Annotated in this window: 22 protein-coding genes, 1 tRNA gene and 1 pseudogene; 12 read left to right on the top strand and 12 right to left on the bottom strand. The window is 69.6% G+C overall.

The window, feature by feature from the left end:
- Positions 1-8: 8 nt before the first annotated feature.
- Entirely contained in the window at positions 9-1,151 is a 1,143-nt protein-coding gene (galK, locus tag DEJ25_RS00315) for a galactokinase (protein ID WP_111043421.1), read from the bottom strand.
- A complete protein-coding gene (gene galT / locus DEJ25_RS00310; protein ID WP_111043420.1) occupies positions 1,148-2,245 on the bottom strand; it encodes a galactose-1-phosphate uridylyltransferase in 1,098 nt (365 codons plus the stop codon). The genes galK and galT overlap by 4 nt, the downstream gene beginning before the upstream one ends.
- A 63-nt stretch (positions 2,246-2,308) precedes the next feature.
- Between galT and DEJ25_RS00305 the strand changes: the two genes are divergently transcribed.
- A complete protein-coding gene (locus DEJ25_RS00305) occupies positions 2,309-3,154 on the top strand; it encodes a DeoR/GlpR family DNA-binding transcription regulator (protein WP_111043419.1) in 846 nt (281 codons plus the stop codon).
- Positions 3,151-4,086 (top strand): aldose 1-epimerase family protein, encoded by a 936-nt coding sequence (locus DEJ25_RS00300; protein WP_111043418.1) that lies wholly within the window; start codon positions 3,151-3,153, stop codon positions 4,084-4,086. The genes DEJ25_RS00305 and DEJ25_RS00300 overlap by 4 nt, the downstream gene beginning before the upstream one ends.
- A gap of 39 nt (positions 4,087-4,125) precedes the next feature.
- On the opposite strand, the gene DEJ25_RS00295 is transcribed toward DEJ25_RS00300, so the two are convergent.
- The 3 genes from DEJ25_RS00295 to DEJ25_RS00285 form a co-directional block, all read right to left on the bottom strand.
- Positions 4,126-4,446 (bottom strand): hypothetical protein, encoded by a 321-nt coding sequence (locus DEJ25_RS00295; protein ID WP_110903458.1) that lies wholly within the window; start codon positions 4,444-4,446, stop codon positions 4,126-4,128.
- A gap of 162 nt (positions 4,447-4,608) precedes the next feature.
- Positions 4,609-5,247, bottom strand: a complete 639-nt coding sequence (locus DEJ25_RS00290) for a TetR/AcrR family transcriptional regulator (RefSeq protein ID WP_111043417.1) — start codon at positions 5,245-5,247, stop codon at positions 4,609-4,611.
- 107 nt (positions 5,248-5,354) lie between these two features.
- Positions 5,355-5,427, bottom strand: a tRNA-Lys gene (locus DEJ25_RS00285).
- Positions 5,428-5,470: 43 nt separating this feature from the next.
- Here DEJ25_RS00285 and DEJ25_RS00280 point away from each other — a divergent pair.
- The 3 genes from DEJ25_RS00280 to DEJ25_RS00270 all read left to right on the top strand — a co-directional run bounded on the left by DEJ25_RS00280 (position 5,471) and on the right by DEJ25_RS00270 (position 8,258).
- Complete coding sequence (locus DEJ25_RS00280; RefSeq protein ID WP_110903456.1) at positions 5,471-6,100, top strand: DNA-directed RNA polymerase subunit beta; 630 nt, start codon at positions 5,471-5,473, stop codon at positions 6,098-6,100.
- Positions 6,101-6,789: 689 nt separating this feature from the next.
- On the top strand, positions 6,790-7,389 hold the full coding sequence (gene sigK, locus DEJ25_RS00275; RefSeq protein WP_111043416.1) for an ECF RNA polymerase sigma factor SigK: 600 nt from the start codon (positions 6,790-6,792) through the stop codon (positions 7,387-7,389).
- Positions 7,386-8,258, top strand: coding sequence for an anti-sigma factor domain-containing protein (locus DEJ25_RS00270; RefSeq protein WP_111043415.1), 873 nt, complete (start codon positions 7,386-7,388; stop codon positions 8,256-8,258). The genes sigK and DEJ25_RS00270 overlap by 4 nt, the downstream gene beginning before the upstream one ends.
- A gap of 306 nt (positions 8,259-8,564) precedes the next feature.
- Here DEJ25_RS00270 and pstB read toward each other — a convergent pair whose 3' ends face one another.
- The 6 genes from pstB to DEJ25_RS00240 form a co-directional block, all read right to left on the bottom strand.
- Positions 8,565-9,344, bottom strand: a complete 780-nt coding sequence (gene pstB / locus DEJ25_RS00265) for a phosphate ABC transporter ATP-binding protein PstB (protein ID WP_110903454.1) — start codon at positions 9,342-9,344, stop codon at positions 8,565-8,567.
- A 99-nt stretch (positions 9,345-9,443) separates the two neighbouring features.
- A complete protein-coding gene (gene pstA, locus DEJ25_RS00260; protein ID WP_111043414.1) occupies positions 9,444-10,529 on the bottom strand; it encodes a phosphate ABC transporter permease PstA in 1,086 nt (361 codons plus the stop codon).
- Between the two features lie 18 nt (positions 10,530-10,547).
- Complete coding sequence (gene pstC, locus DEJ25_RS00255; protein ID WP_110903452.1) at positions 10,548-11,498, bottom strand: phosphate ABC transporter permease subunit PstC; 951 nt, start codon at positions 11,496-11,498, stop codon at positions 10,548-10,550.
- A 174-nt stretch (positions 11,499-11,672) separates the two neighbouring features.
- A complete protein-coding gene (locus tag DEJ25_RS00250) occupies positions 11,673-12,791 on the bottom strand; it encodes a phosphate ABC transporter substrate-binding protein PstS (RefSeq protein ID WP_111043413.1) in 1,119 nt (372 codons plus the stop codon).
- Positions 12,792-13,085: 294 nt separating this feature from the next.
- Positions 13,086-14,033, bottom strand: a complete 948-nt coding sequence (locus DEJ25_RS00245) for an NUDIX domain-containing protein (RefSeq protein WP_111043412.1) — start codon at positions 14,031-14,033, stop codon at positions 13,086-13,088.
- A complete protein-coding gene (locus DEJ25_RS00240; RefSeq protein ID WP_111043411.1) occupies positions 14,030-16,195 on the bottom strand; it encodes an RNA degradosome polyphosphate kinase in 2,166 nt (721 codons plus the stop codon). The genes DEJ25_RS00245 and DEJ25_RS00240 overlap by 4 nt, the downstream gene beginning before the upstream one ends.
- Before the next feature lie 197 nt (positions 16,196-16,392).
- Between DEJ25_RS00240 and DEJ25_RS00235 the strand changes: the two genes are divergently transcribed.
- From DEJ25_RS00235 to DEJ25_RS00200, 7 genes and pseudogenes are all read left to right on the top strand, one after another.
- Complete coding sequence (locus DEJ25_RS00235) at positions 16,393-16,674, top strand: pyrophosphorylase (protein ID WP_110824133.1); 282 nt, start codon at positions 16,393-16,395, stop codon at positions 16,672-16,674.
- Positions 16,661-17,434, top strand: a pseudogene (locus DEJ25_RS17185) (type IV secretion protein Rhs); the annotation flags it as partial. The gene DEJ25_RS00235 and the pseudogene DEJ25_RS17185, both read left to right, overlap by 14 nt.
- Before the next feature lie 37 nt (positions 17,435-17,471).
- Positions 17,472-20,408 (top strand): RHS repeat-associated core domain-containing protein, encoded by a 2,937-nt coding sequence (locus DEJ25_RS00220; protein ID WP_375334528.1) that lies wholly within the window; start codon positions 17,472-17,474, stop codon positions 20,406-20,408.
- A 10-nt stretch (positions 20,409-20,418) separates the two neighbouring features.
- Positions 20,419-20,730 carry a hypothetical protein gene (locus tag DEJ25_RS00215; protein WP_111043409.1) on the top strand — a complete coding sequence of 104 codons (312 nt, stop codon included), beginning with the start codon at positions 20,419-20,421 and terminating at the stop codon, positions 20,728-20,730.
- 391 nt (positions 20,731-21,121) lie between these two features.
- Complete coding sequence (locus tag DEJ25_RS00210) at positions 21,122-21,421, top strand: hypothetical protein (protein WP_111043408.1); 300 nt, start codon at positions 21,122-21,124, stop codon at positions 21,419-21,421.
- 68 nt (positions 21,422-21,489) lie between these two features.
- Entirely contained in the window at positions 21,490-21,792 is a 303-nt protein-coding gene (locus DEJ25_RS00205) for a hypothetical protein (RefSeq protein ID WP_146240590.1), read from the top strand.
- A gap of 115 nt (positions 21,793-21,907) precedes the next feature.
- Positions 21,908-22,153, top strand: a complete 246-nt coding sequence (locus tag DEJ25_RS00200; protein ID WP_146240589.1) for a hypothetical protein — start codon at positions 21,908-21,910, stop codon at positions 22,151-22,153.
- A gap of 28 nt (positions 22,154-22,181) precedes the next feature.
- Here the strand turns inward: DEJ25_RS00200 and DEJ25_RS16330 are convergent, their stop codons facing one another.
- A complete protein-coding gene (locus tag DEJ25_RS16330) occupies positions 22,182-22,586 on the bottom strand; it encodes a hypothetical protein (protein ID WP_146240588.1) in 405 nt (134 codons plus the stop codon).
- Positions 22,587-22,602: the final 16 nt, after the last annotated feature.

The raw sequence follows: 22,602 nt of genomic DNA, 5'->3' as shown, positions 1-22,602 counted from the left end.
CGCGTGGGCTACGCGTCGCGTCGCGCGCCCTGCGCCGCGTGCACCGTGAACACGTTCGGCTCGCGGTACCCGGCCGAGGCGAAGGCGGCGGTGACGGCCGCGGCGATGCGTTCACGAGCCTCCCGGTCGACGAGCGCGATGGCGGCACCACCGAAGCCGCCGCCGGTCATGCGTGCGCCGACCGCGCCGTTCGCCACGGCGGTCTCGACCGCGAGGTCGAGTTCCGGCACCGAGATCTCGAAGTCGTCGCGCATCGACGCGTGCGATGCGACCAGCAGCGAACCGATCGCCCGGGGTCCCTGCTCACGCAGGGTGCGGACGGTGTCGAGGACGCGCTGGTCCTCCGTCACGATGTGGCGCACCCGGCGGAAGGTCTCGTCGTCGAGGAGCTCCTGCGCGCGCGGCAGGTCCTCGACCGCGACGTCGCGCAGGGCCGGGACACCGAGCACCTGCGCGCCCTTCTCGCACGAGTCGCGACGGGCCTTGTAGCCGCCGGTGGCGTGAGCGTGCTCGACGCGGGTGTCGATGACGAGGACCTCGAGACCGTTCGCCTCGAGCGCCAGGTCCACCACGGCGGTGTCGAGCGTGCGGCAGTCGAGGAACACGACGGCGTCCTGCTCGCCGAGGAGCGACGCGGACTGGTCCATGATCCCCGTCGGAGCGCCGACCGCGTGGTTCTCGGAGTACTGGCCGACGCGGGCCAGGGTCTTGCGGTCGAGGCCGAGCTCCCACAGGTCGTTGAACGCGAGGGCCACGCCGCACTCGATCGCCGCACTCGACGACAGACCCGCACCGACCGGCACATCCGAGTCGATGAAGACGTCGAACCCGGTCCGACTGTCGAGCGAGGCGCCGGCCTGCTCCCGGAGCGCCCAGGCGATGCCGAAGACGTACGCCGACCAGCCGTCCATGCGGGACGGGTCGAGGTCGTCGAGGGACAGCGTCACGGCACCGCCGGACTCGTCGAACGACGACGCGACGCGGATGACCCGGTCCTCGCGGGGAGCGATGTCAGCCGTGGTCCGCCGGTCGATCGCGAAGGGCAGCACGTACCCGTCGTTGTAGTCGGTGTGCTCGCCGATCAGGTTCACGCGGCCGGGGGCGGAGTACCGCACCGGCGGCTCGTACCCGAACACCTGTTGGAACGTCATGCTCGTTCGATCCCTCCTCGGATGAACTCGGCCGCCTTCTCGGGGACCAGGTCCCCGATCCAGGCGCCCATCGCGGCTTCGCTGCCGGCCAGGAACTTCAACTTGTCCGCCGATCGACGCGGCGACGTGATCTGCAGCATCAGCCGGACGGTGTCGCGTCCGGTGTGCACCGGCGCCTGGTGCCACGCGGCGATGTACGGGGTCGGGTCACCGTAGAGGGCGTCGAGACTGCGGGTCAGGCGCAGGTGCATGTGCGCGAGCTCGTCCTTCTCGGCGTCGGTGAGGCCCGCGAAGTCCGGCACGTGACGGTGCGGCAGCATGTGGATCTCGATGGGCCAGCGTGCGGCGAACGGCACGAAGGCGGTGAAGCGCTCACCGGCGAGGACGACCCGCTCGGAACCGCGCTCGTTGGCCAGGTGCTGCTCGAACAGGTCCGGCCCGAAGCGCTCGATCGACGACAGCAGTCGCTGCGTGCGCGGGGTGACGTACGGGTAGGCGTAGATCTGTCCGTGCGGGTGGTGCAGGGTGACGCCGATCGCCTCGCCGCGGTTCTCGAACGGGAACACCTGCTGGATGCCGGGCATCGCTGACAGTGCGGCGGTCCGGTCGGCCCACGCCTCGACCACGGTGCGGGCACGCGACTCGGAGATGGACGCGAACGAGCCGCTGGTCTCCGGGGAGAAGCAGACCACCTCGCAGCGCCCGACCGACCGGAGCTGCCGGTTCAGTCCGACGTCCGACAGCGACTCGAGCGACGACGGTGCATCGTCGCCGACCAGGTCCGGCCCGAACGACGGCGAGCGGTTCTCGAACACGGCGACGTCGTACCGGCTCGGGATCTCGGACGGGTTCGCAGCGGTCTGCGGTGCGAGCGGGTCCTGGTCGGCGGGCGGCAGGAACACACGGTTCTGCCGAGCGCTCGCGATCGACACCCACTCACCGGTCAGGACGTCCTGCCGCATCCGGGCCGTCGCCGGCCGAGGGTCCAGGACACGCTCGTCGATGCTGCGTTCCGCGGGCAGCGTCGAGTCGGCGTCGTCGAAGTAGAAGAGGTCGCGGCCGTCCGCGAGCGTCGTCGCACGTTTCGTGATCACCGCTGCACTCTACCCTCGCGCGAAGGGTTGCGAAAGCAAGTGGAAGCAGACGAAACTCGTGTTGTGACGTCTGAGGAGCCTCCCGTCCTGCCGGCGCTGCTGCGCCAGGACCGCATCGTCGCGCTCCTGGACGGTGCCCCGGGCATGGTCCGGACCGCAGCCCTCGCAGCGGCGGTCGGGACGAGCGAGGTGACGGTCCGCCAGGACCTGGCCGCCCTCGACCGGGAGGCCCGGGTCCGTCGGGTGCACGGCGGCGCCGTCCGCCTCGGGGCCGGCACGCGCGAACGGCCGCTCGAGGAGACCGCCGTCGAGAACAGCACCGCCAAGGCCGCGATCGGCCGGGCGGCGGCGGACCTGGTGCGCTCCGGGCAGTGCATCGTCCTCGACGTCGGCACCACACCCGCAGCGGTCGCCGAGGCCCTGGTCGCCCGCGAGGACCTGGTCGACGTCACCGTCGTCACGAACTCACTCACCACCGCACTCGCGCTCGAACGTGCGATCCCGCGCTTCACCGTCGTGGTCACCGGCGGGACGCTCCGACCGTTGCAGCACTCGCTCGTCGCGCCGTTCAACGCGACCGTGCTGCCGATGCTGTCCGCCGACCTCGTGTTCCTCGGCGGGACCGGTCTGGACGTCGCGCACGGGCTGACCAACGTGAACCTGCCCGAGACCGAGGCGAAGCGGGTCCTCGCGGCGGCGGGCAGGCGTACCGTCGTGGTCGCGGACGGGTCGAAGTTCGGCCGGGCCGACATCGGCGTGGTGAGCACGCTGCAGGACGTCGACGTCGTCGTCACCGCGGGCGTCAGCGCGGAGGCGGTCGCCCCGATCCGGGCGGCCGGTGTCCACGTGGTCGTCGCGGATGCACCAGCGGGCGGGACCCGCACATCGGAGAGGAAGCAGAGACCATGAGCACAGCGGCCCCCACCGGCGGTCAGTACCACCTGCGGCACGCCGGCCCGGACGGTGTCGTCGAGGCCGTCGTCACCAAGGTGGCCGCCGGCCTCCGCGAACTCCGCGTCGCGGGCTTCGACCTCACCGAGCCGTTCCCCGCGAGCGAAGCTCCGGCCGGCGCCAACGGCATCGTCCTCGCGCCGTGGCCGAACCGGGTCGCCGGTGGTGCCTGGCAGCTGGACGGGAAGACCCAGCAGCTCGACATCTCGGAGCCGAAGTACGGCAACGCCTCGCACGGGCTGCTCCGGTTCGCGCCGTACCGGGTGGTGGACCAGACCGAGTCGTCGATCGAGCAGCAGGCCACGATCCACCCCCAGCACGGATGGCCGTTCACCCTGGAGACACGGGTGCACCACGAGCTGGTCGAGGACGGCATCCGGATCACGCACACCATCACGAACCGGTCGGGTCGTCCGGCCCCGTTCGCGGTCGGATCGCACCCGTACCTGCGGGCCGGCGACACCCCTGCCGAGGACCTGGTCATCCGGCTCGACGCCGCGACGGCCTTCACCGTCGACGAGCGCAAGATCCCGAACGGCACCCGGCCGGTCGAGGGCACGGACGTGGACCTGCGGCAGGGGCGTCGCGCCGGCGACTCGGACCTGGACACGGCGTACACCGACGTGACGCCCGACGCCGAGGGCATCCGTCGCACGACGCTGCACGGCCCCGAGGGCGACGGTGTCGAGCTGTGGCAGGACGCGTCGTTCCCCTACGTGCAGGTCTTCACGTCCCGCGAGTTCCCCCGCGGTGGCGGCAAGGGACTGGCGGTCGCCGTCGAACCGATGACCGCGCCCGCCGACGCGCTCAACTCCGGTGAAGGGCTGCGATGGCTGGACGCCGACGAGTCCTGGACGGGCTCGTGGGGGATCCGCCGCGTCTGGTCCTGACATCCGTCGCTGCGGCGGCCGGTCCGGCCGCCGGTCCGGTCAGGCCCGCCGCATCCGCAGGGCCTCGACCGCCAGCGATTCGCTGGGGTAGCGGCCGATCTCCTGCGCCCACGCCGGGTCGTCGCCGCGCAGCGCGAGGAAGTCCTTGCGCTGGCGGACGACGTACCCGAGGACGGCCGTGGCGGTTGCGACCTCGGTGAAGTCCTTGCGGATGTGGCGGACGCTGACCTTGGCTCCGCGGCGGAGCGCGTCGAGCAGGAGGTCGTCGCTCATGGTCGTCCCGGTGGCGGCGGCGAGCTCCACGAGGCGGCGCGCGTCACCGGTGGAGCTGGTCTGCGTGGCGTCGATGGGCTCGATCACGATGTACCCCGTTCGGTGTGGTTCGTTCGGTGCTGGCGTCCCGCGGTGAGCGGAACCAAGAACGACCATATCGATGGGAATCCAACAGTCGGCTGAGCGGTGCACTGATGTGGACAGAGCGCCGGCCATGGATCGTCTGGGGACGACTTGTACCCCGAGGGGTCAGCTGGCGCGGCCCAGGTCCCACACCGGCGGCACGTACTCGCGGGACCACCCCTCGCGCAGACGCGTCACCGCGCGGTCGAACGACTCGAGCAGGTCCATCTCCGGGCGGACCATCGACTGCAGCTGCAGGCCCTCGTACGTGGCCAGGAGCTGCTCGGCGCCACGGGACGGCTCCATCGTGTGCGGCTCCCGACCGGCGGCGATGTCCTGCACGAGGCTCTGCTGCACGAACCCGTGGAACCGGCGCCAGCGGGCGTGCAGCATCGGCGCGAGCGGGTGCTTCGGGGCGGCGGCGATGTTCAGCATCGAGGTGAGGAAGCGCATCAACGACGGGTCCTCGATGTTGGCGGTGACGATCGCGCGGAGGAACCGGATCGTCCCCAGATCGGCGGCGATCGACGTCAGCGGGGTCGTCCGGCGGTCGTTCCACCGGTCGATGGCCGCCAGGAGCAGGCCGTCCCAGCTGGGGAACGACGCCTCGAGGGCCGCGATGGTGGCGTCCGCCTCGTCGGCGACGCGGGCGGGGGTGACTTCGTGCAGGGGCAGTTCGTGGAGCACCCGGATCATCGCGTCGACGATCTGCGTACGGGTGAAGACGTCGTCGTGCGGTGCGGAGTCCATGTCGGGGCTGGGCATGTCAGCACCACATCACATCAGCAGCGCGACGGGGTACCCCCACAACGAGCACGCTGTCCGGTGTGCGAAACGGGTGCACCCCCGCCCACTCCGGGCTGACGAGAGAGTGGGCCCCGTGGGGCTCGAACCCACGACCCTCGGATTAAAAGTCCGGTGCTCTACCAACTGAGCTAGAGGCCCTCGCACACAAGGGTATCGGGCGAGCAGCGCCTACACTGTCGCGGTGCCTCGCGAACACCACCGTCCCGTCCAGTTCACCGATGCCGAGTTCGCCGCCATCAAGGGCGGTGAGGACCCGGCCCTGGTGAACCGCGTCGCGCACGACACCGCCAACGCGCTGCTGCACCGGGTGCGCGAGGACCCGGACCCGGCCGTCGTCGAGCGCCTGGTCACCTACACCGACGTGCACGGTATCGACGCGATCGCGGAACTCTGGGCACGCGTGGGACCGCACACCCTGCCGGGGGCCCTCTGGCGCATCTACCTGGTCCGCACGGTGATCCGGCAGAACCCGGAGGAGATCGCGTACCTCTTCGAGCGGGGGACGCAGCTCATCGGCACGATCGACCAGGCGGTCGCGGGTGCCGAGGAACCGACGGGCCCGGCGGAGATCCTGACGCTGTCGGACCGGATCCTGCACGGGCTGTACACGGGGGACTTCGCGGTGGCGCTCGAGCGCGGTGCGGCCTTCGCGCGGTTGACCGCGGCGGGGGCGACCTCGGTGGCGGACGACTCGGACGTCTCGGCGGAGGAGCGCGCGTCGGCGCTGACGACCCGTGCCTTCCGACTCGCGGAACTCGCCGAGGACCTGTCGGCCGCAGCGGCGCTCTGGCGCCGTGAGAGCCTCGACTGACGCCGACGAACCGACGCCGACGGGCTGATGTCGGCGGACTGACACGGGTGGGCTGGCACCGGCGTCACGGCCGCTCGCCGCCGACGGCGGTGACCCGACCGTCGGACCGCTGACGCGCCTCCTGGCCGTGGCCTGCAGCCGTCCGCATCCGGACATGGAAAGACCGGGCCGCAGAAGCGCCTCTCGGCGCGAGGCCGCTCGGAGCGGCGAATATTGGAGCCCGGGGCTTGCTGCGGCCCGGCACGTCCAAGTGTACGAGACGACTGCCGCGTCGTACCCAGGTGTTCACTCTCGGTGGACAGATCCGGCACCGGGCGTGCCGTGGCATGGGGACGACGCCGAACGGGATGCACGTCCCGGCTCCGGTCGTCGGCCCGCCGGGGCTGGACCGATCGTCACGGATTCCCACCCTGACCCAATCCGACCGGGCGACGGTGCCGAACCATCAGCGTGACCGTCGCAAGACGTCTCACACGAGGTCCCCGGACGACCCGGGCCCGCTCGCGGGTCAATTCCCTGTGGGTCGTCCGGGGCCTCGCCACATGTACCCGCGCCACCCGCGCAGCGATCGCTGCCGGGACCCGATCCGAACGGGACTCCAGCTGATGACCACCGTGACCGCAGTCGCCGAGGGCTCTGTCCAGAGCGCGCGGTGGACGCCGAACACCCGGGAAGGAGGAAAACCTGCAATGCTCACTCTCGTGGAAGGCGACATGGATGGTTGGACTCCCGGCGCCCCGGAACCGGTGTCGGCGGACGACCTGCTCAGTCGGGTCGCGACCGGTGACCAGGCTGCCTTCGCCGACCTCTACGACGAGCTGTCCGGCCGGGTCCTCGGTCTCGTGACGCGGCTCCTCCGTGACCGCGCCCAGTCCGAAGAGGTCACGCAGGAGGTCTTCCTCGAGGTCTGGCAGCAGGCCACCCGCTTCGACCAGGCCCGCGGCAGCGCTGCGAGCTGGGTCCTCACCATGGCGCACCGTCGAGCGGTCGACCGGGTGCGGGCATCGCAGTCGTCCCGTGACCGCGACACCAAGATCGGCATCCGCGACTTCGAGACGGACTTCGACTCCGTCTCCGAGTCCGTCGAGATCCGGCTCGAACACGAACGCGTCAGCCGGGCACTGTCCCGACTCACCGAGTTCCAGCGTCAGGCCGTGCAGCTCGCCTACTACGGCGGTTTCTCGCACAGCGAGATGGCCGACAAGCTCGGGGTGCCGATCGGCACCGTCAAGACCCGTCTCCGCGACGGGATGATCCGACTCCGCGACGAGATGGGGGTGACGTCATGACCGACCGTCACGACGACCCCGAGCTGATGACCGGCTCGCACGCGCTGAACGCGCTGACCGACGACGAGCGCGCCGCGGTCGAGCGGGCGCTGTCCGACTCCCCGGAGCTGCAGCGCGAGTCCGACTCCCTCCGCGAGACCGCACTGGCACTCGCCTTCGCCGTGTCGCCCGTCGAACCCTCCGCGTCCCTCAAGACCTCGCTGATGGCCAAGATCCAGACGACCCCGCAGCTGCCCGCCCTGGACGACGCCGGTGTCACACCGGAGCCCGTCCGGGAGGCGCGTTCCACGTCCGCCCCGCTCGTCACGCCGGCAGCGTCGGTCACCGACCCGCAGTCCGCTCCTGGCCGTGCCGCGTCGACCGCCCGGGCCCGGTGGTTCCAGCGTCCGGCCGCGATGCTCAGCCTCGCCGCAGCGGGTGCCGTCGTGCTCCTCAGCGTCGGCTTCGGGGTCGGCGGCTCACTGCTCCAGGACGACGGTGGAGCGCCGGCGACCACGCAGGCCGCCTCCGGCCTCGACCAGATCTACGCGGCCCCGGACTTCCAGCGGAGCACCGCGAAGGTCAAGGGCGGCGGCACGGCGACGGTCGTGTGGTCCGGCCAGCTGCAGCGGTCCGCGGTCATCCTCGACGGGGTGGACGCTGCTCCGAAGGACAAGACGTACGAGCTCTGGTACATCGGTTCGCAGGAGTCCGGCGGCACGATCACCGCAGCCGGCCTGATGGACGACGTCGACGGCGGTGTCCGTTCGGCGGTCCTCCGCGGCACGATGGGCACCGGTGACACGATCGGCATCACGGTCGAGCCGGCTGGTGGCTCTGACCAGCCGACCTCCGACCCGGTCGTCGCCGTCCCCACGTCCGAGGCGTGACCGGCCCCTGACGGTTCAGGACGACGCCCCCGTGACCACGTCGGTCACGGGGGCGTCGTCGTGTGCTGCGTTCGGCCTCAGCACCGAGACGCCTCCGTCCGTCTCTGGCGCCGCCGACCTGCCGAGACGCCCCGTGCTCCGGCGGCGTCTCGTCGAGCACGGGGCGTCGTGGACAGACGGGGGCGTGCCGACGGTACGACGGGACGTGTCCACGGTACGACGGAGGCCCGGTGCCGTCCGTGGCGGACGTGCACCGGGCCTCCAGTCCGGATCGGCAGAGCCGTCAGGCGACCGCGCAGGCACCGATCACCCGAAGCGACCCGAGACGTAGTCCTCGGTCGACTTGACCGACGGGTTCGAGAAGATCGTCGCGGTGTCGTCGTACTCGATGAGGTGACCCGGCTGACCGGTGCCGGCGATGTTGAAGAACGCCGTCTTGTCACTGACCCGCGAGGCCTGCTGCATGTTGTGCGTCACGATGACGATCGTGAACTCCTTCTTCAGGTCCTCGATCAGGTCCTCGATGGCCAGGGTCGAGATCGGGTCGAGCGCGGAGCACGGCTCGTCCATCAGCAGCACGTCGGGCTGCACCGCGATGGCGCGGGCGATGCACAGACGCTGCTGCTGACCGCCGGACAGGCCCATGCCGGGCTTCTCGAGGCGGTCCTTGACCTCGTTCCAGAGGTTCGCGCCCTGCAGCGAACGCTCGACGATGTCGTCAGCCTCCGATCGTGAGATGCGCTTGTTGTTGAGCTTCACGCCGGCCAGCACGTTGTCCTTGATGGACATCGTCGGGAACGGGTTCGGGCGCTGGAAGACCATGCCGACCTGGCGACGGACGATGACCGGGTCGACGCCGGGAGCGTACAGGTCGTCGCCGTCGATCTTGACGGAACCTTCGACGTACGCGCCGGGGATGACCTCGTGCATGCGGTTCAGTGTGCGGAGGAACGTCGACTTGCCGCAGCCGGACGGGCCGATGAAGGCGGTGACGGTGCGGGGCTCGATCGTCATGTCGACGCCCTCGACCGCCTTGAACTTCGAGTAGAAGACGTTGAGGCCGTCGACCTCGATGCGCTTGGACACGTGGATCCTTCTGGGTTGGGTGGTCGTCGGGTTGCTGGTCGTCCGCGCGCTAGCGGGGGAGGCAGTGCCTCTCCCTAGCGGGGGAGGCAGTGCCTCTCCCTAGCGGGGGAGCTTGGGCGCGAACAGGCGGGTGATGAAGCGGGCCAGCAGGTTGAGCAGCATCACGATGAGGATGAGGAGCAGCGCCGCGGTCCAGGCCCGGTCGACGAACGGCACCGGGTTTGCGCCCTGCTGCGAGTACTGCGTGTACGCGAACACCGGCAGCGTCATCATCGGGTCCTTGAACAGGTCGTAGTTCATGCTCGACGTGAACCCGGCGGTGACGAGCAGCGGTGCCGTCTCACCGATCACTCGGGCGATCGAGAGCATGACGCCCGTCGTGATGCCCGCGAGGCTGGTCGGCAGGACGACCTTCATGATCGTCAGCCACTTCGGCACACCCAGGGCGTACGAGGCCTCGCGGAGCTCCATCGGCACGATCTTCAGGACCTCTTCGGTGGAGCGCACGACGATCGGGATCATCAGCACCGCGAGGGCGACCGAACCGACCAGGCCGAAGCGGGCACCCGGGCCGAGGAACAGCGCGAACAGCGAGTAGGCGAACAGACCGGCGACGATCGAGGGGATGCCCGTCATCACGTCGACGAAGAAGGTGATGCCGCGGGCCAGCACGCCCTTGCCGTACTCGACCAGGTAGATCGACGTGAGCAGACCGATCGGGACGCTGATCAGCGCCGCGAACAGGGTGATCTCGAGCGTGCCGATCAGCGCGTGCACCGCGCCACCGCCCTCGGAGATGACCCCGCGCATCGAGTACGAGAAGAACTGCGCATCGAAGCGCGCGAGACCGTCCGCCAGGACCGTCCAGAGGAGGGACACCAGCGGCAGGACCGCGATCACGAAGGCGGTGATGACCAGCGAGGTGATCAGGCGGTCGACGGCCTTGCGGCCACCCTCCACGATGCGGGAGACCACGACGATGAGGACGTCGAACAGGACCGTGCCGAGGAACACCGCGGCGACGACGTTGAAGTCCTTGGTGGCGCCACTGGCGTTGAGCAGGGCGAAGACCAGGCCGAGGGCGACCCAGCTGCCGACGAGCAGCAGCCACGGGACGGACTTGTGGAGCTTGCCGTTGGCGAAGACGTTGCCGGCGGTGGCGGGCTGACGGAGTGCGAGGGACATCGGGTGCGACCTTTCCCGTCAGGAGACTCGCTTGCGGACGATGTACCGCGCGAGCATGTTGATGACCAGGGTGATGACGAAGAGGATCAGGCCCGACGCGACGAGCGCGTTCAGGGCCGTCCCGGAGGCCTCGGCGAACTGCAGGGCGATGTTCGCTGCGATCGTCGACGGGTTCAGCGGGGTGAGGAGCTGGAAGGTGACGTTCGTCGACACCGAGAGCACCAGGGCGATCGCCATCGTCTCGCCGAGCGCCCGACCGAGGCCGAGCATGATCGCGGACACGATGCCCGACTTGGCGAACGGCAGGACCGACATCCGGATCATCTCCCAACGCGTCGCACCGAGTGCCAGGGCCGCTTCCTCGTTCAGCGTCGGCGCCTGCAGGAAGATCTCTCGCATCACGGCGGTCATGATCGGGATGGCCATCACCGCGAGGACGATCGACGCGGTGAGGATCGTGCGCCCGGTCCCGGACAGCGGGCCGGAGAACAGCGGGATCCACCCGAAGTGGTCGTTGAGGAACGCGTAGAACGGCTTCACCAGGCGGGCCAGGACCACGATGCCCCAGAGACCGTAGACGACCGACGGCACCGCGGCGAGCAGGTCGATGACGTAGCCGAGGACCGGAGCCAACCGGCGCGGTGCGTAGTGCGAGATGAAGAGCGCGATGCCGATCGCCAGCGGCACCGCCATGATCAGCGCGAGGAAGGCCGACCACACCGTTCCGAAGACGAGCGGGCCGACGTAGGTCCAGAAGTTCGCGGCGCTGTTCGGCAGGGTGCCGGCTTCGGCGTTGAAGGCCGGGATGCTCTGCCAGACGAGGAACGCGGCCACGAGGACGAGGACGAAGAGGATCAGGCTGCCGGCCGCGACGGAAGCGGCGGAGAACACCCGGTCGCCGATGCGGACGACGGCCTTCGGCTTGGACGGGGTGGCGATGTCCTGGTCTCGGACCGGTGCGGTCGTCATGGGGCTCCTGTCGGAGGATCGCGCCGGGTGAGCGCGAGGGGTTCGGGGGAGAAGTGGAGCGTCAAGGTCGTGACGGGCGCGGGATGCAGCAGGCGTCGGCAGCTCGCGTCACGACGGGCGAGAGCCCGGACGCCGGTCAGATGGGTGGGACCGGCGTCCGGGCGCTGAGCGGACTTACTTGATGGACTCGACCGCCGCGGCGGCCTTCTCGCCCAGGTCGGACGACAGGGCGGCCGACTTGGCCTCCGTCGCTGCGGCCTTCTGCGCGTCAGCCGAGACGACGTACCCGAGGTACGCCTTCACGAGGTCGGCCTTGTCGCTGTCCTTGTACTCCTGGCAGGCGATGGCGTAGGAGACGAGCACCAGCGGCCACGCGTTCTCCGCGGTGTCCTTGCGGTCGATCTCGATGGCGAGGTCGTTGTCCTCGCGGCCCGAGGCGACGTCGGAGTCGGCGACGACCTTCGCAGCACCCTCGGCCGAGATCTCGGTGGCCTTGTCGCCGACCATGAGCTTGGCCTTGTCGAGGTCACCGGCGCCGGATTCGTCGATGTAGGTGATGGCGTTCGAGGCGCCCTGCATGGCCGAGGCCACACCGGAGGTCTTCGCCGCCGCGTCACCGACCTGGAACGGGAAGGTCTGGCTCGGCTCCTTGCCCCAGGCGTCGCCCGCGTTATCCGACAGGTACTCGGAGAAGTTCTCGGTCGTGCCGGAGTCGTCGGAGCGGTGCACGACGGTGATGTTCGCGTCCGGCAGCTTCACGCCGTCGTTGAGCGACGCGATCTCGGAGTCGTTCCACTTCGTGATCTTGCCGGAGAAGATGCCCGCGATGGACTTCGCGTCGAGCGTCAGGTCCGAGACGCCGTCGACCTTGTAGGCGATCGCGATCGGGGAGATGTAGACCGGGATGTCGATGGCCTTCGAGTCCGCGGCGCACGCGGCGAACGTGCCGCCGAGCTCCTCCTCGGACATGGCGGCGTCGGAGCCGGCGAAGTCCGCGGCACCCGAGATGAAGTTCTTGCGGCCCGCGCCCGAACCGTCGGGCGAGTAGTTCACGGTGACGCCGGAAGCCTGACCCTGGAAGCCGGCGGCCCAGGTCGCTTCGGCGGTCTGCTGTGCGGAGGAGCCGGAACCGGTGAGCGTGCCGGAGAGGCTCGAGTAGTCGACACCCGAGGAGGCGGCGGGCGACGACGAGTTGCCGCCGTTGCCAGCATCCTCGTTCGCCGCGCAGGAGGAGAGCACGACGGCGCCGGCGATCGCGATTGCCGCGACCGAGCCGATTCGCTTGATGTTCACAGGGGTCCCTTCGGGAATGTAAGTGCAGTGGGACCGCTGTGTGGTCCCCGGGCCGGTGCTGACCCGGGAGCGACTGTAGGGACGAGAGGTGACCGGGATGACGCTCTCCGGTGAACGGGAGGTGAACGCGGGGTTCACCCGGTGCGGGTCGCCGGACACCGGGCAGGGGTCAGGAGCAGGATCGGGGCACGCTGCCCACCGAGCGGTGCTGTTGACCGCTGGCGCTGCTGCGCTGCTGCGCTGCTGCGCTGCTGCGTTGCTGCGTTGCTGCGCTGGCTCCCGCGTCGGCTCGGGTCAGGCGCTGACGGTGTTGCGGTGCGTCTCGACGGCGATGAGCTTCCGGCCGGCGATGTGCATCACGGCGAACTCACCGACCGAGAGCATGGCGGCGCGACGCAGGTCGAACTTCGCCGCGTCGTCCGCGGTGTCCGTCGCGATCCGCGCCACGATGTCGGGCAGGACCGGGCCGTGCGAGCAGAGCACCGCGGTCTTCGCCTTGTCCAGGCGCTTCCGGACGACGCCCTTCACGTCGGCAGTCCCACGCTCGTGGGCGTCCTGGCTGATGTCCGGGGTGTCGGACACCCCCACCTTCGTCCGCGCCGACAGGGGTTCCACGGTCGCCAGGCACCGGGCGGCCGTGCTGCTGACGATCTTCTTCGGCCCGAACGCCGCGACCGGAGCCGCAGCCGCCTTCGCCTGCGCGCGGCCGAGGGGGAGGAGCGGACGCGTGGCGTCGGGGCCGTCCCAGTCAGACCCGGGGACCGTCTTCGCGTGCCGCAGGGCGATCAGGGCGAACGTGTCGTGCTCGCCCGCGGCGGCGCGTTCGGCGAACCGGTCGAGGATCGCGACGTCACGTTCGTAGGTCAGCCGGGCGCGGGCGTCGTCGATGGACACCCACTCGACGGCGGCGACCTCGTCGTTCGGGCGGAACTGACCCGCACGCTCGGCCTCCTTGCGTGAGACCCGGGCCGACCAGTAGTGCACGACCTTGTCACGGCCGCTCGGCAGGACGTACTCCGCCCGGCCCAGGGGAGCGCCGAGGTGGACGCGGTACCCGGTCTCCTCGTCGATCTCGCGTACGGCGGCCTCGGGGATGCTCTCGCCCGGGTCCACCTTGCCCTTGGGGAAGGAGACGTCCTTGTGGTGCTCGCGGTGGATCAGGAGGACGAGCGGCTGGCCGTCCTGCTCACGCCACACCACGGCGCCGGCCGCGATGACCGGGCCCGACTGCCCACCGCTCACCGAGTGGAACGCTTCCGTGCCGAGATGGTCCGCATGAGGACATTCTGCACGTCGTCGAGTGGGCGTCCGTCGTCGTCCGTCGAGTGGCGGCTCCACTCGCCGTCGGACTCGAGGTGCCAGGAACTGGTCGTCTCGGCCATCGCCAGGTCGAACATCTCCTGCACCTCGGTGATGTGCGCCGGGGTGGTGAGGCGGACGAGGGCCTCGACGCGACGATCGAGGTTGCGGTGCATCATGTCAGCGCTGCCGATGAACACCGCGGGGTCGCCGTCGTTGTGGAACGCGAACGCCCGCGAGTGCTCGAGGTACCTCCCGACCACACTGCGGACCCGGATCGTCTCGCTCACGCCTTCGAGGCCCGGCTTCAAGGAGCAGATCCCCCGGACCCAGATGTCGACCGGAACCCCGGCCTGGCTCGCCAGGTACAGCGCGTCGATGATCTGCTCGTCGACCATCGAGTTGACCTTGATGCGGATGCCCGAGGGCTTGCCGTCGCGGGCGTTCTGCGCTTCGGTCTGGATGCGCTTGACCAGGCCCTTCCGCAGGTGCAGCGGCGCCACCAGCAGACGCTTGAACTTCTTCTCGATCGCGTACCCGGACAGCTCGTTGAACAGGCGCGTCAGGTCCTTGCCCACGGTGTCGTCCGCGGTGAAGAGACCCATGTCCTCGTAGATCCGCGAGGTCTTCGGGTTGTAGTTGCCCGTCCCGATGTGGCTGTAGTGCTTGAGCGTGCCGCCCTCCTGCCGGATGACGAGCACCAGCTTGGAGTGCGTCTTCAGCCCGACCAGGCCGTAGACGACGTGCACGCCGGCCTTCTCGAGCTTCCGGGCCCACGTGATGTTGTTCTGCTCGTCGAAACGCGCCTTGATCTCCACCAGGGCGAGCACCTGCTTGCCGGCTGCCGCGGCGTCGATCAGGGCCTCGACGATGGGGGAGTCGCCCGACGTGCGGTACAGCGTCTGCTTGATCGCCAGGACGTTCGGGTCGGCGGCGGCCTGCTCGAGGAACGCCTGCACGCTGGTCGCGAAGGACTCGTACGGGTGGTGGACCAGGACGTCGCGCGCGGCGATCGCTCGGAACAGGTCCGGCTTCGTGTTCGGCTCACCCGGCTGGAACTGCACCGGGGTCGTCGGCACGTGGCGCGGGTAGTGCAGGTCCGGGCGCGGGAGCTTCGCCAGTTCGAACAGTCCGCCGAGGTCGAGCGGCGACGGCAGGCGGTAGACCTCTTGCTCGGTGATGTCGAGTTCGCGGACCAGCAGGTCGAGCGTCACCGGGTCCATGTCCTCGGTGATCTCGAGACGGATCGGCGGACCGAAGCGACGACGGAGGAGTTCACGCTCCAGCGCCTGGATGAGGTTCTCTGCCTCGTCCTCTTCGATCTCCACGTCTTCGTTGCGGGTGATGCGGAACACGTGGTGCTCGAGCACCTCCATCCCCGGGAACAGATCGGGGAGGTGGTTCGCGATCAGGTCTTCGAGCGGGATGAAGCGCAGCCGCCCGGAGTTGTCGTCCGGCAGCTTGATGAAGCGCGGGTAGTTCTGCGGCACCTTGAGGCGCGCGAACTCTTGACGCTGCGACTTCGGGTTCCGCACCCGGACGGCCAGGTTGAGTGACAGGCCGGAGATGTAGGGGAACGGGTGCGCCGGGTCGACCGCGAGCGGCATGAGCACCGGGAAGATCTGCTCGCTGAAGTACTCGCGCATGCGGAGGCGGTCGTCCTCGCCCAGGTCGGACCAGTGCTCGACGTGGATGCCGGCGGCGTCGAGGTCCGGCTTGAGCGACCCGATGAAGGCGTTCGCGTGCCGCTCCTGCAGCTCGTGCGCCTTCATCGCGATGTCGCGCAGGACGTCACTCGGCGCTCGACCGACGTTGGTGGGGACCGCGATGCCGGTGTCGATGCGGCGCTTCAGGCCCGCGACCCGCACCATGAAGAACTCGTCGAGGTTCGAGGCGAAGATCGCGAGGAAGTTCGCCCGCTCGAGCAGCGGCTGCGTCCGGTCCTCACCGAGCTCGAGCACGCGCTGGTTGAAGCGGAGCCAGCTGAGCTCGCGGTCGAAGTACCGGTCGGAGGGCAGCGACTCGTGCTCGATCTCCACGACCTCGTCGAAGTCGTCGAGGTCGTTCGCGACGGAGTCGCCGTCGAGCTGCGGTTCGGTGTCCATGGCCACATCCTGCCACCAGCGCCCTGCGCCGGGAGCGCGTCAGGTTGCCCCTGTGGAGACGCGCGGTGAACTGGCGGGGCTGTGGAGCAGATGAACGTGACCACACGAGTCGCTGCATCGGTATGTTGGTCGGCGTCAGAGCCTCCGGGGGATCTTCTGCGCGGGGGTGCAGGTACGAAGAGAACGAGGGGTTCACCATGTCGCGTGTGCTTTCGACCGAACAGGCGAAGACCGCCATCCGTCAGATCCAGTCCATCGTGAACGGTGGGTTCACGGACCAGATCTCGCAGCTCGATGCCCAGGGGCGCATCCTGTCCGACTCGAACGTGTGGGACGGCCCGTTGGCGTCGAACTTCCGTGGTTCGACGTGGCCGGAGACCAAGGCTGCGCTGGACAAGGCGAAGACGGAGCTCGAGCAGCTCCGTACGCAGCTCGACAAGATCTCGCAGGACATCTTCACCGCGGGTGGCGGCGCGTAACACCGCGAGCAGCGCCCGGGTCGTCCGTCATGGACGGCCCGAACGCGACGGGTCAGTCACCGTCCACGCGTACGACGAGCGCGGACGACGGACTCGCACGGTGACTCCCTCCGGCGGCGACGTCACCTACGGGTACGACGAGCAGGACCGCGTGACCACCGTCGTGACCGAGTCCGGTGCCGTCGTCACCTACGAGTACCGCGGCGACGACCGGGACCCGTCGGTCATCGTCGACCCCGTCGGCGGGCGGAGCGAGTTGACCTGGGTCAACGGGCTCCTCGCTCGCGTGGTGGACCCCACCGGGGTCACCGTCACGATGACGCACGACGCGTCTGGTGACCTCGTCGCCAGCACGAACGCCGTCGGCGACACCGCCCGGATCGAGCGCGACGCCGCCGGTCGGGCCGTCGCGGCCGTCAGTCCGTCCGGCGCCCGCACCGAGTACCGCCACGATGCAGCCGGAATGCTCGTCGAGCGGCGCGATGCCGACGGAGCCGTCTGGCGGTTCGAGCACACCTCCGGCGGCCGGGTCGCCGCCGTCACGGACCCGCTCGGTGCACGCACCGAGTTCGAGTACGCGGCCAGCGGCGAACTCGCCAACACCATCGACCCGCTCGGTCGCCGAGTCACGCGGACGTTCGACGACCAGGGCAACGTCGCGCGACTCACTCTGCCGGGCGGCGCGGACTGGACGTTCACGCACGACGCGACGTCGCGCCTCCTGGCCGTCACCGACCCCGCCGGAGCGACCTGGCGCCGTGAGTACGACGTGACCGGGGCGCTCGCCGCGACCATCGATCCGACGGGCGTCCGCCAGGAGTTCTCCGCGGACGGTCGCGACCGGCGTCGCGACCCTGCGCGATGCGTTCTCGGCTGCCACCGTCCGGTTCGACGAGTACGGCCGTCCGGTCGAGACGTCCACCGCCGAGACGGGGTCGGAACTCGTCACCTACGACGCTGCGGGCCGTCCCGTCGAACTGCTCGACGGCGAAGGCGGGCTGACCCGTCTGGAACGCGACCCCGCGGGTCGTGTCACCGCGGTGACGAGCCCATCGGGGGCCCGGACCACGTACGAGTACGACGTGTGCGGCCGTCCGGCCGCTGCGACCGACGCGGCCGGCGTCCGTACCAGGCTCACGTACGACGCCGACTCGCGGGTCACCGAGCGTTCCTCGGGAGACGAGGTCGAGCGGATCGAGTACGACGCGGTCGGCCGTGTGGTCGCGACGGCGACGCCCGGTTCGGGCACGAGCCGGTTCCGGTACGACGCGGCCGGGAGGCTCGTGTCGGTCACCGACACCCGCTTCGGTCGCCGTCGGTTCCGGTACGACGCCGCGGGGCAACTCGTCGAGGCGGTCAACGGTCTCGGCGGGGTCACTGTGTTCACCTACGACGAGCGCGGCCGGATGACGTCCGTCACCGATCCGCTCGGTGGTGTCACGCGTCGCGTGTACGACGAGGCCGACCGGGTCGTTGCCGTCACCGACCCGCTCGGTCGGACCACGACGGCTCAGTACGACGCCGCCGGGCGGCAGACCGCGCAGACCGACCCGGACGGCCGGACGACCACCTGGACGTTCGACGCCGTGGGGCGGGCACACCAGGTCGTCGTGGACGGCGCGATCCGGTCGGAGGCCCGTCGCGACCCCCTCGGTCGGACACTCGTCGTCACCGACCACACTCGAGGACCTGGTCGTGAGGTCGACCACGAGCTCGAGTTCGATCGTCGCGGGCTCCTCGTCCGCCGGTCGCGCGGGGGAACCGCCGTCCGCTGGGAGTACGACGCTGACGGCAACCGCACGGCCCGGATCGACCCGGACGGCGTCCGGACGACCTACCGGCGGGACGCCGTCGGCCGCGTGAACGCGGTCCAGCGCGATGGTCTGGGCCAGGGGGCGTTCGCGTTCGACAGTGCGGGGCGGATCGTGCAGTCCGCGACCGGCGACGTCGTGCAGACCTGGTCGTACGAGGGCGGCGTCCTCGTCGCCCACACGACGACCACGCCCGAGGGCGCCTCCACCACCCGGATCGACCGGGACGACACCGGCCGCATCCGTGCTGTCGATGGCCCGGACGGGCGCGTCGAGTACGACCACGACGACGCCGGGCAGCTCGTGCGCGCTGGCACGTCGACCTGGACCTACGACGAGGGCGGCCGGCTCGTCCGCGAGCTCGTCGACGGCGTCGAGACGATCCACGAGTACGACGTCGCCGGGCAGCTCCTCTCCACCGTGCGGAACGGCGAGCGGGTCGAGTACGTGTACGACGGCCTCGGGCGCCGCGTGCGTCGGACCGAACCGGACGGGTCGACCGTCGAGTACGCATGGTCGGACCTCGGCGCCATCGCTGGCGTCGTCTCCCGCGACCGCACCTACGCGGAGACCGGGCACACCATGGTCTGGGTCGACGCGCTCGGCGAGCTCGCCGAGGTCGGCGACGTCGACGTGTGGTGGGACAGTGCGTCGCCCGCTCCGACGCTCGTCGCGATCGGCGGGGAGACCGTGCTCGACCTGCCGGGTGGTGCCGTCGCCGTCGGCGATGCGTGGACCCTGCCCGGTTGGCGGAGCGCCCGCGCGACCGACGCCGCGGACCCGTGGGCAGTGCTTGCCTCGGTCGAGGGTGCGGACCTGCCGGCGGGCATCGGCCTCACCGCCAGCGGCGGGGTCTCCGTCGCCGGGCTCGAGTGGCTCAGAGCCCGGATCTACGACCCGGCGGCGCGGGGCTTCCTGTCCGTGGACCCGCTCGCCCCGGTCCTCGGTGCGGGGTGGTCGGCGAATCCCTACTCCTACGCCGGGAACGACCCGCTGCACGCCGTCGACCCGCTCGGACTCCGTCCGGCCACGGACGAGGACCTGCGCGCGTACCGGGACGCCCACCAGGGGGCGTTCGCCGCCGCCGGGAGCTGGTGGAACGACAACTGGGAGTACGTCGTCGCCGGGGCCGCGATCGTCGGTGGGATCGCGCTCATGTGTACGGGGGTCGGGGGTGTCGCCGGGCTCGCGCTGCTCGGAGCTTCCGGAGCGCTGATGAGTGGTGGCATCTCCGTGGCGTCCCAGAAGGCGACGACCGGGCAAGTTGACTGGAGAGAGGCCGGTAAGCAGACCGCCATCGGCGCCGTAACGGGGATGATCGGCGGCGGGACCGGCGCCGCGTTGACGAGAACCCTCGGATCCGGGACGGTCGGACGAGCTTTCGCCGGTGCAGGTTCCGGTGCCCTCGAGGGTGGTGCAACCGGTGTTGCGGACTACGCGACCTCGCCGGGGCCGCACACGGTGACCGGTGTCCTCGGAGCGGCTGCCTCGTCGGCTGTCGTCGGCGCGGCCACGGGCGGCACGACTGCCGCCGGATCGAAATGGCTTGACATTGGCAACACCAAGAAGTTCGCCGGGTGGTCTTACCACATGGGTCACGTGGATGAGACCACAGTTCTCCATCGGTCTGGTAATGGAGGAGGCCACCACACTGGAGATTGGTGGTCGACCGATGCCCCGAGCAGCGTGACCAGAGTTCGAGCGGAGAAAGCGCTCCCCCTGACGTGGCGGACTGGGGAAGCGTCCGTGCAGAACACCGGGTTCACGGCGCAGTTCGATCAGAAGATGCCCGCGTATCGTGGCTTCGCTGGCCCACAACGCGACTTGGACGGAACGCTGTACCGCGGAGGAGGCAACCAAACCTATGTTCCGGGCGGTTGGGAGCACGCTCATGTGCTGCATTCCTGGAAGCTGGCGCCATGAGGAGGAGAAGATGACGAGACGCGAAGAGCGGCGGAAACGGGTCATTGCACTGTGCGAGGAGATGGTCCACTTCATGGGCGAGTTGGACATGCGAGAAGCTCAGAAGTACTACCGCAAACAGGCTGACGCATTGCGATCGGAGAACACGTACTTCGGTCGGCGCCGTCGGTACCGGGACATCTTCCTGGCGTCGAACTCCGGTGCTGGAGGGCTGGGAGATGCGTACATCACCAGGCCGGACGGGACCGGGGACGTCCCAGCAACAAATGCCTTCCGTGACTGCCTCAGCAGATTACTGAAGGCGACTTACACGATCCCATGAGCGGGGACCATTCCCGGGGAGGACCTGCCCGGGTCAGGCTCCACCGACTCGCTCGACGATCCTCGCCGGCGGATTCAGGGAGACGTGATGGGTCGATCTGGCAACTACGGAGGGCTTCTGCACCAGCCTTGCGCCTCTAAATCCTTATCCGGTCGTTGTAGGCCGCCGCGAGGGTACTGGTGGGTGGCGACCACCGCCCCCGCGGAGGCAACCAGACGTTCGTCCCCGACAGCAGGGGAGCGGTCCGGGTACCCGACATGCGGCCCCTTCGGCCGATGAGGAGAGACGCTGATGACGTTCAGGAGACCGTGGACCAGTGCCACTCGTCGTCCCAAGCTCGTTCGAGCACGGAACGATCATTTGCAAGTGGCCGCTGAATTGAGGAGGCATCGTGGGAACGCTGCTAAGCAGACTTGAGCAATTCGTGCCGTTGTTGGAAGACATGGGCGAGGACCACTTTGCCGCTGCCTTCCGCCAGAGGATCGAGGTTCTGCGTACGGGAGACCGTCGCGCGCGCCGCGCGGTGCTGCGGGACATCGAGGGGATGCTCACCGGGGGCTCGGGGTCACTGCCGGATCGTTACCTCGCTCACCCGGACGGCTCACCCGACGTCGAGCGATCGGATCTGTTCCAATCGCTGGCGATCAAGATCCGTGGGCAAGCGTGGCGTCGTCGATTCTTGTTCTCCTGACACTGAGACCGTGGACCAGCCCCGCTCGTCAACGCGCGGTGACGGCGATCTGTGAGGACTTGGTCCCGGTGTTCTGGAAGAACGGCGCAGATGAGACCGCGTCCTACCTCAGGGAGCGTGCGGCCTTGCTGGGCGACGCGCCGGCTGGTGATGCTGCCCGCCTGGCCTTCGTGGAGTTGTTCGAACTCGCCTCGGCGGGCAGGGCCGGCCCGTCCGACGAGCCGGTGACGAACGGCGACCGCTCGATCGACTGGGACACCTCTGCAAGGCTGGTCGGGATGATGAACGCTCTCGGGGAAGCAACCGCGGGCGGGTCTCGACGTTCGCGGTCCTTGAGATGGGTGAACCAGAAGGGCGGCGGTCCGCGGTGAGCTGTGGGCCCCGGAGTCGAGGCGCTGCGGGCCTCCTCGCCGGGTTCCCGCTGGTCAGTTGGTGATCGCCAGACGTATGTCCCGGACCTCGGGTCCTGCAACGAGTGGAGTGGACATGAACCTGACCGAGCTCATCAGGGCGGTCGACGAGCGCGGTGCGGCGGATGCCGCGTCGACCGGCCAAGTCGCTTCCGTGCGCGGCGCTCTCGTCGCCGCCGCAGCTCAGGACCCAGGGAGCACGGCCTACCAGAGCCGTGTCCAGGGCGCCGCACGACTCGTCTCCGAAACGTGGCCCTTCTCGAGCGAGCTGGGCACACTCGTGCTGGCCTTCTCCGAAGCTCTGCAGCGCCATGCGCGGTGAGAGCCATCGATCACCGAGGCCGATGACATCACGGCAGCAGGGGACGACGCAGGAGGTCGTCGACCTGTGTCTCGACGTGGCACGCTCGAACGGGGAGGAACGCATGAAGTCGCGTGAAGACGCCGGTACGCGGCAGCAGCCGATCGCTCTCGTGGCGGCGGCCGGCGCGATCGTGACGGGAGTCCTCTTCCCCGTTCTCCAGATCGGTGGTCAGCTCGGAGGAGTGCTTCCGATCGCTTCGGTGGGAGTCGTCGGAGGGATGGTCCTCGTCGGAGGGGTCTTCTTCGCCTGTCGTGCAACCGTCGGTGGCCCAGTCCTGGTGCTCTCGATGCTCGCCGTCATGTTCTTCAGTCGTCAGGCGGGTGGTGTCTGGCTCGTGCTCATCCCCGGTTACATCCTCAGCGCGTTCGGCAGCGCCACCCTGGGCGGGCATCTTCGATTCCTCCGCG

Origin of the sequence: Curtobacterium sp. MCPF17_011 (assembly GCF_003234145.1) — a bacterium.
Taxonomy (GTDB): Bacteria; Actinomycetota; Actinomycetes; order Actinomycetales; family Microbacteriaceae; genus Curtobacterium.
This window is presented reverse-complemented; position numbering and strand designations above follow the sequence as displayed.

What these genes read in the sequence shown, in the direction of transcription:
- DEJ25_RS00240 (WP_111043411.1), bottom strand. Translation starts at nt 16,195, where the DNA reads ATGGACACCGAACCGCAGCTCGACGGCGACTCCGTCGCGAACGACCTC.
- pstA (WP_111043414.1), bottom strand. Translation starts at nt 10,529, where the DNA reads ATGTCCCTCGCACTCCGTCAGCCCGCCACCGCCGGCAACGTCTTCGCC.
- DEJ25_RS00290 (WP_111043417.1), bottom strand. Translation starts at nt 5,247, where the DNA reads ATGCCCAGCCCCGACATGGACTCCGCACCGCACGACGACGTCTTCACC.
- sigK (WP_111043416.1), top strand. Translation starts at nt 6,790, where the DNA reads ATGCTCACTCTCGTGGAAGGCGACATGGATGGTTGGACTCCCGGCGCC.
- DEJ25_RS00200 (WP_146240589.1), top strand. Translation starts at nt 21,908, where the DNA reads ATGAACCTGACCGAGCTCATCAGGGCGGTCGACGAGCGCGGTGCGGCG.
- galK (WP_111043421.1), bottom strand. Translation starts at nt 1,151, where the DNA reads ATGACGTTCCAACAGGTGTTCGGGTACGAGCCGCCGGTGCGGTACTCC.
- DEJ25_RS00270 (WP_111043415.1), top strand. Translation starts at nt 7,386, where the DNA reads ATGACCGACCGTCACGACGACCCCGAGCTGATGACCGGCTCGCACGCG.
- DEJ25_RS00235 (WP_110824133.1), top strand. Translation starts at nt 16,393, where the DNA reads ATGTCGCGTGTGCTTTCGACCGAACAGGCGAAGACCGCCATCCGTCAG.
- pstC (WP_110903452.1), bottom strand. Translation starts at nt 11,498, where the DNA reads ATGACGACCGCACCGGTCCGAGACCAGGACATCGCCACCCCGTCCAAG.
- DEJ25_RS16330 (WP_146240588.1), bottom strand. Translation starts at nt 22,586, where the DNA reads ATGCCCGCCCAGGGTGGCGCTGCCGAACGCGCTGAGGATGTAACCGGG.
- DEJ25_RS00300 (WP_111043418.1), top strand. Translation starts at nt 3,151, where the DNA reads ATGAGCACAGCGGCCCCCACCGGCGGTCAGTACCACCTGCGGCACGCC.
- DEJ25_RS00215 (WP_111043409.1), top strand. Translation starts at nt 20,419, where the DNA reads ATGACGAGACGCGAAGAGCGGCGGAAACGGGTCATTGCACTGTGCGAG.